This is a genomic window from Ktedonobacter sp. SOSP1-52 (genome assembly GCF_016587395.1).
This window is the reverse complement of record NZ_BNJH01000004.1, coordinates 399,999-416,380: the sequence shown is the minus strand read 5'-3', so window position 1 is coordinate 416,380 and position 16,382 is coordinate 399,999. Positions and strand designations below refer to the sequence as shown.

The window sequence follows — 16,382 nt, the reverse complement described above, 5'->3', positions numbered from 1 at the left end:
GAGGGATTTTTGTTTCGGAGAAGTTTTATGAATTTAGATTTGGCAGAGCAGGCGATTGTAGAGGCGGTATACGCTGAGGTCAAAGAGCACTTCACGCAGGTTCACGACCTGGCTCATGGTTGGGACCATATCGAGCGCGTCTATAAGCTGGCGCGCTATATTGGCGAGCGCGAGGTGCGGCGCGAGCCATGCGACCTGTTTGTGGTCGAGATGGCGGCGCTGATGCATGATCTGGGGCGTGCTGCGCCACATGACATCAGTGGGCACCATGCCGATCTCTCTGTGTCGATGGCACGCGATGTGATGCAGCGCCAGGCCCTCGCTGAGGAACGCCAGCAGGCCATTGAGCATGCTATCATCGCGCATAGTTTTAGCCGCAAAGTTGAGCCGCAGACGCTAGAGGCAAAGATCGTACGCGATGCCGACCGCCTGGATGGGCTGGGAGCGATTGGCGTCATGCGCTGGGCTGTTACTGGCGCGGTCCGTCATGGCAGGGAAGGCGAGACCGTTGCCTATCACCCAACTGATCCCTTTGGCCAGCGGCATGAACTGGATGATAAACACTATATGCTGGATCATTTTTACAAGAAGTTGCTTCAATTGATGGAGACTATGCAGACGGAGACTGGTCGCGCCCTGGCCTGGAGGCGCACTCAGTTTATGGAGCAGTATCTCGATGAATTTCGCAAAGAATTGGAGTTGTTCTAGCCCCTTGGGCCTTTAGTTCATGCCAGCATGGACCCTACAGAAGGGGCTAGAGCTTATAGAGCTTGAAGTTGTTAAAGATCCCTTCACCGATATGCTGTGGCGCGAGTGTGCCGGTGACAAGGGCAATCTGACCACTGCTATAGAAGCTATCGCGAGTCTCGGCCACAAAGCTGCCATTGATGTAAAACTTGAAGGTCGCACCTTGCGCGATTACCAGCAGCGTATTGGACTGGCCTACTTTGATGGCCGCGCTACTGGTTGGCTGAAGCAGGTAGACATAACTGGCCCCTAAGCCAACATCATGACGGCGGAAGAAGTAGGTGCCCTGAGAGCTGATCTCAAAATCGTAAAACTGTTCGCCCTGGACACGCACCAGAATGCCAGCGTTGTTGCCACTCAGCAGGGTACTGTCGACCTGGAGCGCGCCATCACTAAAGCTGGTGTTGCGCAATGGACATGGTTGCAAATAGTCTGCCTGTTGCACCAGCACGTGGTAGCCACCATTTGTGAAAACGCAACGCCCCGCGCCCTCGCTCCAATTGCCGCTATCATTGCTGGCCAGAGAAGTGTTGAGCAGCGGTGTGGCGCTGGTAACTGTGGCGATGGGCGCGGCTGTGGCTGTCGCGCTTATATCCAGGCTGCTGGCCTGTGAGGTTCTGGCAACGCTGGGAGTGGCGATCTCATTGGTCCCAGGTGTGTGTGTTCCCCCCTGGTGCGTGACAAAGATATAGTAGATAAAGGCCATGGGCAGCACGACTGTAAGGAGCAGCCCGATCAGGATGATTGCCAGGACGCGGTTCCTACGCTTGCGTGCATGCTCCAGGCGTTTTTGCTGTGCCGCCCGAGTGGTATTGGTGCGTACGGCTCGGATGGCACTGTCTCCTGAGAAGTGCTCTCCAGAAGGGGCGTTTGTGCCAAAGAAAGGTGTGCGCCTGTCGTCACGCGTCTTCGTCACCGTCGTGGGTGCGAGCATAGGATTATCAGGAAGCACCAGGCGTTCGCGGGTCGTATACGGCGTATGATGGGAGGAGTGTTCAGCCACCTGGACGGGGGCATCACCGTCCTCAAGCCGGGCCGACGGGTCATCTAGCTCTCCCGATGCATAGTTCGCCCCCTCGTAGAGGTCATCGTCGTCTGCGGACAGAAGTATTTCAGGAGAGATGAGCGCGATCTGAAACTCATCGGCTAGCTCTCTGGGGGACTGGTAGCGTTGCGCCGGGTGTTTGGCGAGGGCGCGCATGACAACGTGATCAATCGCGGGCGAGAGATCTGGCTTCAGGTGCGAGGGGGGATGTGGACGCTCACGGAGCTGTTTCCAGTAGACGGCAATGGGGGTCTCGGCGGTAAATGGGAGACGCCCGGTGAGCATCTGGTACAGTACGACTCCCATGGCATAGATATCGCTGCTGGCGGTGGCAGGCCCCTCGGCCAGGTCGGGGGCCATATATTCTGGGGTCCCTAGCAGGGTGCCACTCTGCGTGAGCGTCATTTCGTGCGAGTTCTCCAGGGATTTGGCGAGGCCAAAATCGGCCAGGTAGCTGTAATGGTCATCACGCATCAATATATTCGAGGGCTTGATATCGCGATGAATAATGCCGCGGTCATGCGCAAACTGCAAGGCGTCCGCTAACTGATAGAGTATTTCACCAACATGTGCCGGTCGCAGGGGACCTTGTTTGATCAACTGGCGGAGCGTTCCCCCTTCGATATGGGGCATGACCAGGTAATGCCAGTGTTCCTCGGTGCCATAGTCATACGCGGGCAGAATGTGCTCATGCTCTAACTGCTCAATCGCACTGATCTCGCGCCAGAAACGCTCAAGATATTCCTCATTGTCCGCGTGCACGACTTTGATGGCGACTTCGCGTTCTTGTGCGGCGTCGTGAGCCAGGTAGACGCGAGCCATGCCACCTCTACCGAGCAGGCGTATGATGGTGTAGGGGCCAAGTGTTGTTCCCTCTAATTCAGACATCGTTGTTGTGTGTTTCCTCATCTACCGGGTCATGGGGGAGCCGGTGGGTAGGTGTTCCCTTGCAGGCGAAAACGCTTGATGCTTGTGCTTGAAAGTTTATATAGTCAACCGGGCCAGTAGCGCCTAATGACTACAGGGCCGGAAAATATTTTGTCAAAAGCGCTGATCAAAAAGCACTAATCAAAAGTGCTAAACTGCGCATTTTACCAGTATAGAGTCTTGCCTCGCTGATGTCAATGTTGCCTGTATCTCTTATTCTTGTTCCCCTGCGTTTGCTCTACTGACCAATGACCAGGTCCAATCAGAACGCATCAGGTGACCAGGCCCGCTCATCGAACAGTATCATTGTTTACTTGTTATGCCCTTTCCCACTGGAGGAGCCACCACGGTGACTTCCTCCATTTCCGTTGCCATTGTTCCCGTTTTTGCCATTTTTTCCATCTTTCTGGCCAGATTTGCCACTACCACCATTACTGCTACTGGCTGGCACAGGATTGCCGTGATTCGTCCGAGCAGGTGCGACGGGGGCCACGTTCTGTGGATTCCCTCCCTTGTTATGCCCAACCGTGGGAGAGGGGGAGGTCCCGGCCGTTGGGGTGCTGCTCGCTGCCCTCGCTTTAGGCGTGGACGAAATCGTTCCATTAATGATTGGATGTGTAGATTTCGCATCGGTGGTTTTGAGCATATAGATTGAGAAGCCAAAGAGAAAGGGAATCAATAAAGCCAGAGCCAGCGCGGGCAGTGCAGGTGTAGGCCTTCTAGTCCGGCCAGGTGTCAACCCTTGCTCCGTAGCTTCTGCTTTCAGCGTGACCACATGAACTGTAGTTTTCTCATCGTTTGCGATGCGCTCTTTATAGGCGGCAAGTGCCTGCTGATAGGCCTCGGCAAAGGCGCGAGCCGAAGGGTAGCGTAAGCCCGGCTCTTTCGCCAGGGCACGGAGCACGACCTTCTCAATCTCTTTGGGCACATTACGATTACGCCGCGAAGGCAGTGGTGGACGCTCAGAGAGATGCTTCATAAAGGTGCTTACGGGAGTCGCACCCTTAAAGGGCACATCTCCAGTCAGCATCTGGTAAAGCAGGATGCCCAGGGAATAGATATCGCTTGCGGGAGAGGCGTCTTCTTCCGCCAACTCAGGTGCCATGTATTCCGCGGTTCCGATTAAGTAGCCGCTCTCGGTCAGGCTCTCTGCTGTGTCATTTAAGCTTTTGACAAGACCAAAGTCAGCCAGGTAAGCAAAATTTTTGTCGCGCATCAAGATATTAGAGGCCTTGATATCGCGATGAATAATACCGTGCTCATGAGCATGCTGCAAGGCAGAGGCGATCTGCGCAAGATAGTCTCCAGCCTCATCCAGGGAGAAGGGTTCGCGCTGCATATAGTCGCGCAGGGTGCCATTGGCGATATAGGGTGTCACTAAATAGCACCAGGGGCCATACTCTCCATAATCGAGGGCGGGGAGTATGTGCTCATGCTGAAGAGAGGCAATCGCGCGCGCCTCGCGTTGGAAGCGTCGGCAATACTCCTCATTGCTGCTATGCACCATTTTAATTGCGACATCCTGCTGTGTTTGGAGATCACGTGCCAGATAAATTTCGGACATGCCGCCTTTGGCTAGATAGTGTTGGATGGCATAGTGTGCGATAATCGTGTTTTCTATGTCACGCATATTTTTCCCGCACTTCCTAACTTAAGCGAAAGAATAATTACTACCAAGTACACGCATGCCGGTGGGAATTAGTCTCACCACTCTTATGGTAAGCATAATGCGAAAACACAGCTCCAGACGGGGGCACAGCCAATAATACCTTATTGAAGGAAAAGAAAAAATTACACAGGTTTAATATAGGGCGTATCAATGATGGGATAAACGCAGAGAGGCCTGCCAGCCGCAAATGTTCGCGGCTGGCGTGGGGGAACAAGGATAGCTAGCTTGCAGGTAACGCATGACTCAGAAAACGTTGCCAGTTGCCTCCCATGATGTTGAGGATATCGGCTTCTGTATAACCGTTCTGGCGCAAGACGTCGGCAATCTTTACAAAGTCCAGGGCCGTATCCAGTTCTTCGGGCGTCTCATCGCGGCCAAAGCCGCCGTCTATATCGCTGCCCAGGCCAACGTGTAGGGCGTCACCGCTGAGCTGACAGATATGATCAATATGGCGCACGACCTGTTCGAGCGTCACCGGAAAGCGGTGGTTGCGCCGCCACTCGCCATTTAGGAAGAAATTGCCGGGAACCATACCAATCACCGCGTCGCGTTCAATAAGGGCGCGAATCATCTTATCGCTCAGATGGCGGTCGGTTGGGGTATAGATACGACAATTACTGTGGCTGGCCATGACCGGGCCAGAGTAGTTCTCCAGGGCTTGCCAGAAGCTCTCTTCCGCGCTATGCGACATATCCAGAATAATGCCTACGCGCTCCATGACACGTAAAAGGTCACGCCCCAGTTGCGGAAGTGGTCCGGGCGCCCTTGTTCCGCCAGAGTAGCGCGTTCCCTGCCAGGCCAGGCCCATAATGCGCAGCCCCTGGGCGTACCATTGCTCGGCCTCCTCAGGAGTACGAATGGGATCAGCCCCCTCCATGAGGGGAATGATGCCAAAGGGGCGCTGTGGATCTTCGGGGGAGCTAGCCTCCCAGGCTTGCAGATGCCGTTGTAGATCGGCCTGGTTAAGAATCAGCGAGATGCCTGGTTCACGTGCCAGCTCGTGGTAGTAGGCGAACTGGGCTTGTCCAACCTGGTACGCCTCCTCGGCGGTGTGGTAGGACTGTGTAAGCTGTTTGCTGCACGCGGGAATATGTTGTGAGGAGCATGGTTCACAAAAAATAGTGGCACACACCACGGCAATGCCAGCGCGGCGTAGTTCTGGCAGTCCCGACATGGCAATGCCGCCCGCGCCTTTGGTAGGGTGCGATTCGGGATCTCCAGTATAGCGTTCTTCACGCTGGCGTGTCTCGTAGACTGAGCGTCGAATGTCGCGGCCCCATTCGAGCGCATTGTAGGCAATGTCCTGGTGAGCATCAATGATAAGCACGGCTCAATCCTCTCTAGCTCTAAGTCCATGCTTAGCATGGACCCTACAACTTTGCTCTCTATCATACACTGTTAGTGATCGCGAAGGATAGGCTCCTATGGTAAGATAAGGGGCGTAGTGGAAGCATGAAAGGAGCCTGTTGTATGCCAGACCGAATCGTCTATTCGACCGATAGTGGCCGCGTCTCAACCTGTCCGCGCTGTGGCCAGTCGTATAAAAAATGTCGTTGTGAGCAGGCAGGAGCGAGCGCGCCCGCCAAGAAAAGCGATGGCTTTGTCCGCATCATGCGTGATCGCAAGCAACGTGGCGGGAAGACGGTCACAGTAATTGCTGGAATTCCCACGGAAAACCTGGTTGAACTGGGGCAGCAGCTCAAAAAATTATGTGGCTCCGGCGGAACGGTCAAAGACGGGAACATCGAAATTCAAGGCGACCACCTGGAAAAGGTAGAGGCCAAACTCATCGCCCAGGGCTTTAAAGTCAAGCGCGTCGGCGGATAATTTTAAGCATATCAGCATATAGTCCTCAGCAGGTACGATGCCAGTAAAGATTCGTGCAAACGCGCGAATCTTTACTGGCATCGTTATGTATTTCCGCTTTTCCGCTTTTGGGATGTATAGAGAGAATAGCAAGGTGTGAGAGAGAAGATGCGGCAGATACAGATGTTCTCCAACACATAGTTCCTAAAAATCTAGCGTTTTATGGCACTGGCTTCATGGAACTACCAGCGGGCTTGACTAGTTCGAGCAGCAGTTTGATAGGTGATCACACCTTGGGATATTGTTCCAGTTCCAAGCTCTGTGGGTCTGCATTAAGGGTAAGTGAAAACTGAAGGTGTGCAGATCGAGACAAGCTTATTGAACAGTCGCGAGGGGCATTTACTCTGAAAGGAGAGCTTAAAGCATGTTTACTGTTGTGTATGTTGTGAACCAGAATAGCAATCCACTTATGCCTTGTCGACCATCCAAGGCCCGCAAGTTGCTACGTGATGGGCGCGCCAGAGTGGTCAATCGCAGCCCGTTTACCATTCAGTTGCTCTGGAACTGTGAGGAGCATGTGCAGGAGGTTGTTGTGGGTATTGATAAGGGCAGCCACGTCACTGGACTATCGTGTGTTGGTAAGGGCGAAATCCTCTTGTCCGGGGAGATCCATCATCGCTTGGATCTTAAGGAAAAGATGGATGGCAGGCGTGCCCATCGACAAAGTCGACGCAGGCGCAAATGGTACCGACCGGCCCGCTTCCAGAATCGTGCCAATAGCCTGCGCTGTGGGCGACTTTCACCATCGATTAAGACTAACGTGGAGGAAGTAATACGCGTTTTTCAGCATATTCCACTCCCGATCAGCGCCATCGTGATCGAAGATGTACAGGTCGATATAGCACGCCTGAACGATCCCACCCTCAAAGGAAGCCGGTATCAAGATCCAACGCGATTAGATGAGAACCTGCGCATCGCCTGTCTGATGCGTGATGACTACATGTGCCAGCACTGTGGGAAACGCAGTGTGCGACTCGAAGCGCATCACATTATCTTTCGGGAGAATGGCGGAAAAGATACGCTCTCGAATCTGTTGACGTTGTGTGAGAGGTGTCATCACCATCTCCATCAGGGAAAAATCACCCTCAAGGTTACAGGCACGCATGGGCATCTCGATCAGATCGCACAGCGCACCATGCAGGGAAAGAGTTATTTGTATGCCACACTTGGTGCACAAACCTCCCTCTCTACAATCTTTGGCTACCAGACGGCAACGCTGCGCAAGGCTAGAGGGTTGCCCAAAGAGCATGATGTAGATGCGCTCTGCATTGCTACGTATCAGACAGGCGAACAGATTCCCTATCATCAGGAGTATTTCTACCAGATCTCGTTTCGTCCACGACGAACCCGCAGGCAGTATCATGACCTGCCTAGAATCGGTCAGGGTCGAGTGAAATATCAAGTGAACGAGGAGCTGGCAGGCTTCCGTAAGGGCGATATAGTACGCGTGAAGGGCCATTTTGTCAAACAGATTAACTCAATTTATTCCAATGGTTATCTGGCGTTCAAACGGGTCAAAGGTGAACCCTTTCAGGCTCGTCCCAGAGACTGCCAACTCCTCGAACGTGGGCAGACAATCCTCTGGGAAAAAAGTGTCATCAAACGCTATGAATCGCTATAAAACGCTAGATTTTCAAATACTAGTTTCGATACTGCAAGGTATGGTGTACAGAAGAGGCGGCGAGCATGAATATTCACGAGCAATTTGAAGAGTTTCTGGCAAAGCTGGGGGTGGAGATGGAGCGACCAGAGGAGCAGCCTTTTAAAAAAGAGCGCTACAACGGCGAGGCGCTACCGGAGGTTTCAATCTTCCAGGCCTCGCGCGATCATTATGGCGTGTTCTACCGCCTGGACATTGTGGAGCAGCGACCCGAACTGCGCATCATGGTCCCGACGGAGCGTGGCGAGACGAAGATGAACATTTACCTGGTGCGTTTAAGCGACATGATGCCCATAGCCGCCTGCTTCGAGGATATGGATGTGTATGAGGGGAGTGATGCCTATGAGCACGGGCGCGAGGCCACCCTTCAGCATCTCCTCTATGCGACCGCCGAGATGATGAAGCAGTTGTTCTGGGCCGGAGACCTGGAATCCCAGACCTTTCCACCAGAGATTGAAGTACATGCCCTGTTACAGCAGGACCAGTTGAAGTTGCAGGGATAGGGGATGAGGATGGAAGCAGATGGCGTGCTAACCATGGCTCCTGCACATCGCTCTAGACAACAGTACCTATGCGGGTGTTTTCTGCTGTGTCCTTCTGGCTATGATACACTGTCTATAGTACAGAAAGGAAGCAAATCGTATGCCCGACAAATTAGAGCAGATTGGACAGCAAGCGATAGAGCATCTCTCCCTTAAACATGCCGCGCGCGAAAAGGCTCTGCCCAAGTCACGTACCGTGATTCGCCATTGTGCAAACAGTATTCGCGCGACGCATCGCCATGAGCGCGAGCGGGCCAATGAGCTTATGGTCCAGGCGGCACAGCTATTGCAAGAAATGAAAGATGATCTGCTGGATCACCAAGATATCTACTATGCGGGCTTCGCGCAGGATGCGCAGAAAGAGTATGCTGAGGCGCGGTGCCTGGCGGCGCTTACCCAGTACCAGGAGCTACCAGATGCCGAGGAACTGGGTATTGGCTGGGCCGCCTACCTGAATGGGCTAGCCGAGGCCGCGGGTGAGTTACGGCGCTACCTGCTCGACCAGTTGCGGCGCGGAAATCTCCGCGATTGCGAGGCGTACCTGCGCCAGATGGATGATATTTATTCCCTGCTCATCTCCGTTGATTTCCCCGATGCTATTACCTCTGGCTTACGTCGTACCACCGATGTGACGCGTGGTATTCTAGAGAAGACACGTGGAGACCTCACAACCTCCGTCGTCCAGGCGCAACTTCAACACTCTATTCAGGAACTTTACCAAGCGCTAGGACAGGCTGGCACCACGGATACCAAATAATGACTTTCCTGGGAAATTGGGAACGCACCAAAACCCGGTAGGGGCCTCCACGATGAATCGGGAGGCTAGCGTGTCCGAAGGCGATTCATCGCACCTCGGCGCGAGCCAAAAACGATGAGATACTCCTCTGCTGGGATAACGCTTCAGGCTTACGCCGCACTGCCATGAATGGCATTCGGACGCGCTAAAGCTGGTCCCTACCGAGTGTGAGAAGCCACCTCGTGAGATGGCTTCCCGGTTGGTGGCATCGCCGTAGACGCGAGAGGTATTGACCAGCGTCCCAGGCAACTTGACGCCCTCTATGGAAGCGTATATAGTTTATAGATAGTGAGATGCATATTCTTATAAGAGGGTGTTTCCTTGCCTCTGTATACTAAGAACAGTAATAACGCTCCTGAAGGTTATGGGAGCGCGAAACGCTGCGCTTATCATGACCACCTGGGTAGCGATCCACTTATATTGAGCCAGGGGCGCAATATTCTTATTCTTTTCCTGAATGCTGCGTTCTAGCCATCCACATCGTCTTTCTTAATGAACAGTCAAAACATAATAAACATATCGCTTAGCTAGTTAACGCCAGATGCACACTATTTCTGATAGATGGTGTGATGTACCCTGGCAGCCGCAGGCTGCCAGGGTACATCACACCATCTATCAGGACGAGCGCCGCAGGCGCGAGAGGTCAAGATGACGTTAGCAAAAATGCACTTATTTGCTATTTCATGGGTCTATGCCGAGAGGGAAGCGTATGGAAAAAGAAGAGCAGAAGAAGCAGGCTATCGAACGGCCTGAAAAGGAGAGCAAGAGTTCGATAGCGGGTACCACGGCACCAATTATTGAGGCTGATGGTGAGAAAGCGGAGCGTTTACCAACGGTTCCGCTAGATTCGCTCAAGGCTATAGGTGAACTGGAGCCACCCGTGGTCTCCGTTCATTCGGTAGAATCAACGCGCACCTTTAGTGTGCCTACTCCTCTGGTTGTGCAGCCAGCGGAGTATCATCGTTCCACTGGTGAATGGATGCGTATCTTCTGGGATGGCATACGCCCATCCTATTTGAGCCTATCGCTTTTCCCATTTCTCTTTGGAACGGTTTTAGCATGGAGTCAGCAGGTCAGTTCAGCCCATGTGCTGGGCCATTTCCGCCTCCTCTCCTTCGTGCTTTCCCTGGTGGCACTGCTTCTGGTGCATATGGGCGCTAATCTTATCAACGACTACTATGACTATATCCGTGGGGTCGATACCAGCAATCCTCTTGGACCTGGTGGTTTGATCCAGCAGGGGTTGATCAAGCCTACACGCGTGCTTGTGCTGGGCCTGATTTTCCTGGGTGCTAGCGCACTATCTGGCCTGGCTACTGTGCTCATCTCAATGAACTGGATGCTGGCTTTGTTTGGCCTGGTGGGCCTGCTTTTCGCCTATTTTTATAGTGGTAGCGGGAAGTCTCTCGCTGCTCTATGCCTGGGTCCGCTCGTGGCTCTAGGGATCTTTGGTCCCTTGGTAACGATAGGAGCATACATAGTCCAGGGGGGTGGTGATCTGCACAAAGCCTTGCTCTATAGCCTTCCGCTTGGCCTGACGGCGGCGGCAACGATCCTGGTAAACGACATGCGTGACCTGGAGGGAGACGAGCAGGCGCGCAAGTTTACCCTGGCCAATCGTCTGGGACTGACATGGAGCCGTGCCATCTTCCTCGTTTTGCTACTGGCTGCCTATGGCTTTGCGGCTTTCCTGGCCGTGCCATCGCATACGCCACACTGGCTGCTCCTGGCCTTTTTGACGCTGCCGTTACTGGTTAATATTGTGACTGGGATATTACGTGCCAGCAGCCCGAACAGCCTGCATCTCGTCTTTCGGGACATGCTCAGGCAGAATGCCTGGTTCGGTGTACTGCTTCTTATAGGCTTGATTGTCTCCACCCTGGTCTCGGCCATATCACTGGTGCCAACGCACCTGATGCGTTAAATACTTGCAATTGCAAACACGTTCTTTTGGGTAATATAATGAGCACTGTGGCAACTTGCAGTTGCCACAGTGCTCATTATATTACCCAAAAGAACGCCGCAGGCGCGAGAAAAAGTAGCTTCTGGGCCTTAAATGTACTACAACAAAATTCCTACTATAAGCGTGCTAACTGTAACCATTCGGGCCATTTACAAGGCTAAAACACTGTGTTACACTTCGCTTAGTGCAGGATCCTCAGACGGATCACGGAAATAACCCAAAGCTCAGCAGCCATTTACCACATTCAGCTCATACTGGCGCGAAGAGCCTAACAAGGGAAATCCGGGCATGTCAGATGGTTTTGCATTAGGGCGTAAGGTAGACAGAGACAGAAAAGGCCATAGCGAAGACATCCCTCAGTGCTTGCCCTCAACGATCTTTTCTGTTCCCGTGACTTCCCCATGGTAGCATATGCTTTGTTTGTACGCATGGTGTCACCGCCTGGTCCGCTTACTTCTTCTCCGAAAACCCTGAGCGCGAAGCGCTAGTCACGCAAGTGACGTTGGGTTTCGGAATAAGATCTTAATGGCCCGACTCAGATCACTGTTTGCGGTTGTTTCACAAGGAGGTGCTCTATGGCTGGCTGGGAAGAAGAACTGGCTATACTGTTGCACGAACTGGGTGTCAAACAGGAAGAACCTCAAACACCTTTATGGCAACGAGGCAGGCCCTATCCCCAACCTGATGACAACAGAAAACAAGATCACATTGCCGACGTGCTTTCCTGGCGTTTAGAGCAGACGACAGGAGAGGATGCAGCGGATATTGACGATGAGATTGAAGAAGCGTGGGTAAACGACCTGAACTCCATGCGTCAGGAGGTCGACGCTATCGTCAACCAGGTAGTCCTCTTGATGCAACGCGGTGGGCTTGATAGCTCAATTAAAGAAGATATTATGGTTGTGTTGCGTGCCCTGCGTCGGCGCGCCCTCCAGCAGCACCAGTTGACATCGAATGATGAAGCGAGCTACCTGGAGTCCGCTACTGCCATGCTACACTTCTGTCGTCTGGTCCTGCAACTTAGTGAGCAGGCCACGGAACACGATTAGCACCCCCCTCTCCTCATGAAACAATATTTTTGCCCTAAACAAGGTTTCTCCTTTTGGTTATATGCCAGGTGCGCCAGGTCTGCGATTGTTAGATCTTGCAAGTAACTCCCTTGCTTGACTTTCGAGCTTTCCAACTGAAATACTATACTATTCGTGTACAGAGTATTAGGTTGTACCAAGTTGAGCGAGGAGAGTACATATGCCAAAGGTGAGACAAGAACAAGAGGTCCAGGAGTTCTCCACAACGAAACCTTCGTTAAGTGAGTCTCTCTGGGATTTGACAAACTCGCCCTACGCGCAGAATATAATACAGCGAGGGGAAGTACTAGCCGACGAACTACGGACACGGGGAGAGCGCGTGGCCTCCACTGTGCGTCATCGAGGTCGTAAGCAGAGCCAGCAATTGGCGAAGCACAGCGGGCACTTACGCCATGATCTGGGCGAATATAGCGAGCAGGCCGCGCATAAATTCGCGAAGAGACGCGAGCAGGCTGTGCGTGAACTGGCTCGTTTTAGTGATCGGACCGCGAAGCGACTCTCAAAGAAGAGCGAGAAGGCTGCTCGTTCTGTGACAAAGAAGAGCCGGAAGATCAATAAAGGTCTGAACGAGTATGGCCAGCGTGTATTCCAGGGGATCAGCGAGCAGGATGGGCGCTTCTGGGCGCTTATCGGTTTCGGTATTGGCTTGGTTGCCACAACGATTGCCATGATCTTTGTCATACGTAAGCGTATGCAACAGCCTGAATTGACAGAGGAAGAGCATGTCCTGCTCAAACAGAATGGAAATCTGCGCGAGAAAACCGTTGAAACCGCGCGAGGAACTATTCACGCCATTAACCTGCCTCGTGAGGAGGATGCGCAACCAGCAGAGGCCGCCCTACCGATTGTAACCGAAGAGCAGTCGACAGCCGACCAGGAGACGCCAAAACTGGTTGGTGTGGCAAGTTCAAAGCGTTACTATCCTATTGGTACACCCCAGCAACTCACATCTGAGTCTACCTCACCCCTGGATATCGTCTACTTTGAGTCAGAGGCACAGGCACAGGCCGAGGGATATACACCCGCGGAATAGCCTGTCAGAAGCACAGTTAAAAGACGGGAGGACTCTCCTCCCGTCTACACTTATTTTTGGGTGGCTCTATATTTCCCTTTAAAGGCTCTATAAGCCTCTTTAGGAGATTTTGTTTGTTGAAGTTTGTCGAATGATTTCTTGTATTATTGATCGTCTTTGGTGTCTAAATTGGTGTCTAGTCGAATTGTACGTGCTCAATATTTGTTGATATCTTTCACTGCTCTTCTTCGAGAGAAGCCGTTTGTCTCATGACATCATTTGGGCCAAAGTAGCGTTTCAGCAAAAAGAAAAGAGGATTATTATCTAGTCGTTTAAATGCCCCATTTCTGTAGGAGAAAAGCGTAAAGAAATGAGCCACATCAAAACCTACAAGTGGGAGAGCGCATGAATCGAAGACATCTATAAACGTATTGGGAAAAGGATGCCGCAATGCGTAAATAACAGCTCCATCCCAATCGCTCTCTGTAAGGTCTGCGTGAAGATTTTCAAAACAGATACAAACATCCTTTTCTTCAAGAGGAACGTTTTTTAAGGCGTTGATGAACTCTTCCTCGTTATCTCCATAATACCAGTATGTTGCTTCGGGAATTTTTCGCTGTTTCATAAGCCTAACCATGGTATCTGGGGCATTTGGAAGAATATATTTTTCTTCGTAGCGCTCATCATAGTCCGGTGGATAATCGCCATTATCATCTGTTCGTGGTTCATTATAGGCTTGACCAGCACATATGGCTGCTGGTAACTGCACTAGCTGTGTATGTAGCAAATCCAAGGTTAAGGCTATGAGTTCTTCTTTCGTAAGCCTTTTGTCGGTTTTTGATGTGGCAAGGAAGAAGGTCATTGCGGCCATGTTCGCTCCTTTTTCTCCCTGAAGGAGTGCAAAAATACATGAGTTAATAATACCCTAGTACTTCGTATGGTGTCCATCAGAATGTTCTACGACTTATGTTCTTATTCTTCCTATTATGGTATGCTTACTGTTAAGAGTAGGTTCTTGAGAGAGGCAGGATCTATATGACGACAAGAGCAAAACTGTTTTCAGTGACACCTGCTGATTGGGTTCCAGGTCCAGGTCAAGGGCGGTGGACATATCAGGAATATGCAGCGATACCAGAGGATGGGCATCGTTATGAAGTGGTGAATGGAGTCTTGTATATGGCACCCTCTCCAAGCTCGAATCATCAGGATATTGTTCTCGCAATAGCGTCTTACTTGCGGTTTTATGTGAAGAGTACAGGCTTAGGGAAGGCGTACGTGGCTCCTCTAGATGTGGAATTGAGCTATGGGAATATTGTACAACCTGATGTCTTTGTGCTTCTGAACGAGCATCTTGATCAAGATATTGGTTCTCGTATTGTAGGTGCTCCTGATCTCGTGGTAGAGGTGGCCTCTCCGAGTACGGCACGTCATGATTTGAGTGAGAAGCTTCAGGCGTATGGCGCAGCTGGTGTTCCTGAATATTGGGTGGTGACTCCCGATGCTCATGTGGTAGAGGTGTTGATTCTGGATCGCGGGACGTATCGGTCTTTGGGGCTTTTCATTGCTGATGATGTGCTGCCTTCTCAGGTGTTGCCTGGGTTACCTATGACTGTGGAGCAGTTCTTTTCTTAAGTGGTTTTTGCAAGAATAACAATAGCCCTGGTAGCTATAAACTACCGGGGCTTTTTGCTGGTTGCTTACTGTGCTGCTACTTGTTTTCAGATGATAGAACTTGCTGGCCTTCTGTTGACTTAAGGAACTGGCTAATCAGTTTAACTGGTTGTGCAGCGGCTTCGAGCATAAAGCCTTGGCGTTCTCCTCCGTCTAGGTCGGTCAACAATTTGAAACCTAGAGCTTTCAAGATTCTCTGCCCATCGGGTGTTGTTCCTATTGCGTACCAGTTTTTAATATCATGCTGGAGCATTAATGTAGCAGCCCACTTGATTGTTTTTCTAAGAAGGAAAGCACCCACCTCCTTGTCCCTCTCTGAATCTTCAGTTGATACTACTTCAATGATCGGAACATATACCGATAGCTGTGGATCATCCCATTTTCTGATGGCCTGCAATGGGATGTCTTTTTCTCTGATTCTGTCGTGTAGCAACTCAATGATAATACTCTCATCCAAAGGCAAAAATGTAGTCCAGCCAAGTATTTTGTCACCTTGCTTGACATTCATCGATATCTCGTCGTTTCTTTTCCTCCAAGCTAGCACTGTCTTGAATGGTACAGCATCATCTTCTGCGTAAGGCTGTTTGGTTATTTCTTGCTTTGTCCAAGCATCGGCAATAGTAGAGACGGAAAAGGTGAGTTTATTTTTGTCCTCCTGGTTTTCTCTTTCCAGCTCTGCGAGGGCGTCTATTGCTTCCTTGGGGAATTGTATATTAGGTCTTTTGCCTTTAGACGGTATTTCGCCCTCTCTCACCTTTCGGTAAAAGGTAGTAGTAGGTATATTAAGTACTGCCATTGCTTCTTTGGCATTGTAGAAATTTGTTGCCATTTTTTCCCCTTTGTTCCCTGTATTCTAGGAGTTTCTATAAGATATTGTACTTGACAAATGGTAAATAGTAAAGAGTTCTTGGTATTTGGCAAATGATTTGGAAATTGGCAATTGGGTATTAACAATGATTTCTGTACATGTTACTATTTAATTGGAAATTGGAAATTGGAAATTGGAAATTGGAAAAAGATATTAGGAAAATGGTTCATTAACAACAGAATACCTTGTAGCTTTTGCTCTGATGTTGACTACGGGCTAGACGATGGTTGGACAGTGCAATGATGCACTAGGACGGTCTAGAGGAGAATGCAAAGTGTGCAGGCTTTGACTGAGAGGCGGCGTGAGCTGTCAGTAGGTCAGGCTACGGGTCGTCTTGAGCGGCCTGGGCGTGGCTTGAACTGTGGAGAACAGTTTGGGGGCGGTCTGGACTTCACATCATGTTGACGTGTCCGTGATGTGCGAGAAATGAGGAGCTGAGCTATGAGGGCCTGGTGAGGCGGTGAAGAGCTGCTTGGATGACTCACAGTCTATGAGGAGTTGCTAACGCCTGCCAGGAACCTTTTATTT

The 16,382-nt window shown here is 51.3% G+C and carries 14 protein-coding genes; 9 read left to right on the top strand and 5 right to left on the bottom strand.

Annotation, left to right across the window (positions count from 1 at the left end; genetic code table 11):
- The first annotated feature begins 27 nt into the window (after nt 1–27).
- A complete protein-coding gene (locus JMJ16_RS36925; RefSeq protein ID WP_201389751.1) occupies nt 28–708 on the top strand; it encodes an HD domain-containing protein in 681 nt (226 codons plus the stop codon).
- A 46-nt stretch (nt 709–754) separates the two neighbouring features.
- Here the strand turns inward: JMJ16_RS36925 and JMJ16_RS36920 are convergent, their stop codons facing one another.
- The 3 genes from JMJ16_RS36920 to JMJ16_RS36910 form a co-directional block, all read right to left on the bottom strand.
- Nucleotides 755–2,680, bottom strand: a complete 1,926-nt coding sequence (locus tag JMJ16_RS36920; RefSeq protein WP_201389748.1) for a serine/threonine-protein kinase — start codon at nt 2,678–2,680, stop codon at nt 755–757.
- A 349-nt stretch (nt 2,681–3,029) separates the two neighbouring features.
- Nucleotides 3,030–4,349, bottom strand: coding sequence for a serine/threonine-protein kinase (locus JMJ16_RS36915; RefSeq protein ID WP_201389747.1), 1,320 nt, complete (start codon nt 4,347–4,349; stop codon nt 3,030–3,032).
- A gap of 259 nt (nt 4,350–4,608) precedes the next feature.
- Nucleotides 4,609–5,715, bottom strand: coding sequence for a dipeptidase (locus tag JMJ16_RS36910; protein ID WP_201389745.1), 1,107 nt, complete (start codon nt 5,713–5,715; stop codon nt 4,609–4,611).
- Between the two features lie 143 nt (nt 5,716–5,858).
- Between JMJ16_RS36910 and JMJ16_RS36905 the strand changes: the two genes are divergently transcribed.
- The 7 genes from JMJ16_RS36905 to JMJ16_RS36875 all read left to right on the top strand — a co-directional run bounded on the left by JMJ16_RS36905 (nt 5,859) and on the right by JMJ16_RS36875 (nt 13,336).
- A complete protein-coding gene (locus JMJ16_RS36905) occupies nt 5,859–6,215 on the top strand; it encodes a stress response translation initiation inhibitor YciH (protein ID WP_201389743.1) in 357 nt (118 codons plus the stop codon).
- A 403-nt stretch (nt 6,216–6,618) separates the two neighbouring features.
- A complete protein-coding gene (gene iscB / locus JMJ16_RS36900) occupies nt 6,619–7,875 on the top strand; it encodes an RNA-guided endonuclease IscB (protein WP_201389741.1) in 1,257 nt (418 codons plus the stop codon).
- Nucleotides 7,876–7,940: 65 nt separating this feature from the next.
- The gene (locus JMJ16_RS36895) at nt 7,941–8,417 is read left to right on the top strand and encodes a hypothetical protein (RefSeq protein ID WP_201389739.1); all 477 of its coding nucleotides are present in this window, start codon (nt 7,941–7,943) and stop codon (nt 8,415–8,417) included.
- 139 nt (nt 8,418–8,556) lie between these two features.
- Nucleotides 8,557–9,213: a hypothetical protein gene (locus tag JMJ16_RS36890; RefSeq protein WP_201381235.1), complete on the top strand. Its 657-nt coding sequence runs from the start codon at nt 8,557–8,559 to the stop codon at nt 9,211–9,213.
- 748 nt (nt 9,214–9,961) lie between these two features.
- A complete protein-coding gene (gene menA / locus JMJ16_RS36885; protein WP_201389738.1) occupies nt 9,962–11,176 on the top strand; it encodes a 1,4-dihydroxy-2-naphthoate octaprenyltransferase in 1,215 nt (404 codons plus the stop codon).
- Between the two features lie 614 nt (nt 11,177–11,790).
- Nucleotides 11,791–12,264, top strand: coding sequence for a hypothetical protein (locus JMJ16_RS36880; protein WP_201389736.1), 474 nt, complete (start codon nt 11,791–11,793; stop codon nt 12,262–12,264).
- Between the two features lie 199 nt (nt 12,265–12,463).
- A complete protein-coding gene (locus tag JMJ16_RS36875; protein ID WP_201389733.1) occupies nt 12,464–13,336 on the top strand; it encodes a hypothetical protein in 873 nt (290 codons plus the stop codon).
- Between the two features lie 214 nt (nt 13,337–13,550).
- Here JMJ16_RS36875 and JMJ16_RS36870 read toward each other — a convergent pair whose 3' ends face one another.
- On the bottom strand, nt 13,551–14,186 hold the full coding sequence (locus JMJ16_RS36870; protein WP_201389732.1) for a hypothetical protein: 636 nt from the start codon (nt 14,184–14,186) through the stop codon (nt 13,551–13,553).
- 164 nt (nt 14,187–14,350) lie between these two features.
- On the opposite strand from JMJ16_RS36870, the gene JMJ16_RS36865 reads away from it, so the two are divergent.
- Nucleotides 14,351–14,947: a Uma2 family endonuclease gene (locus tag JMJ16_RS36865; RefSeq protein ID WP_201389731.1), complete on the top strand. Its 597-nt coding sequence runs from the start codon at nt 14,351–14,353 to the stop codon at nt 14,945–14,947.
- 76 nt (nt 14,948–15,023) lie between these two features.
- On the opposite strand, the gene JMJ16_RS36860 is transcribed toward JMJ16_RS36865, so the two are convergent.
- Entirely contained in the window at nt 15,024–15,815 is a 792-nt protein-coding gene (locus JMJ16_RS36860; RefSeq protein ID WP_201389730.1) for a helix-turn-helix domain-containing protein, read from the bottom strand.
- Between the last annotated feature and the right edge of the window lie 567 nt (nt 15,816–16,382).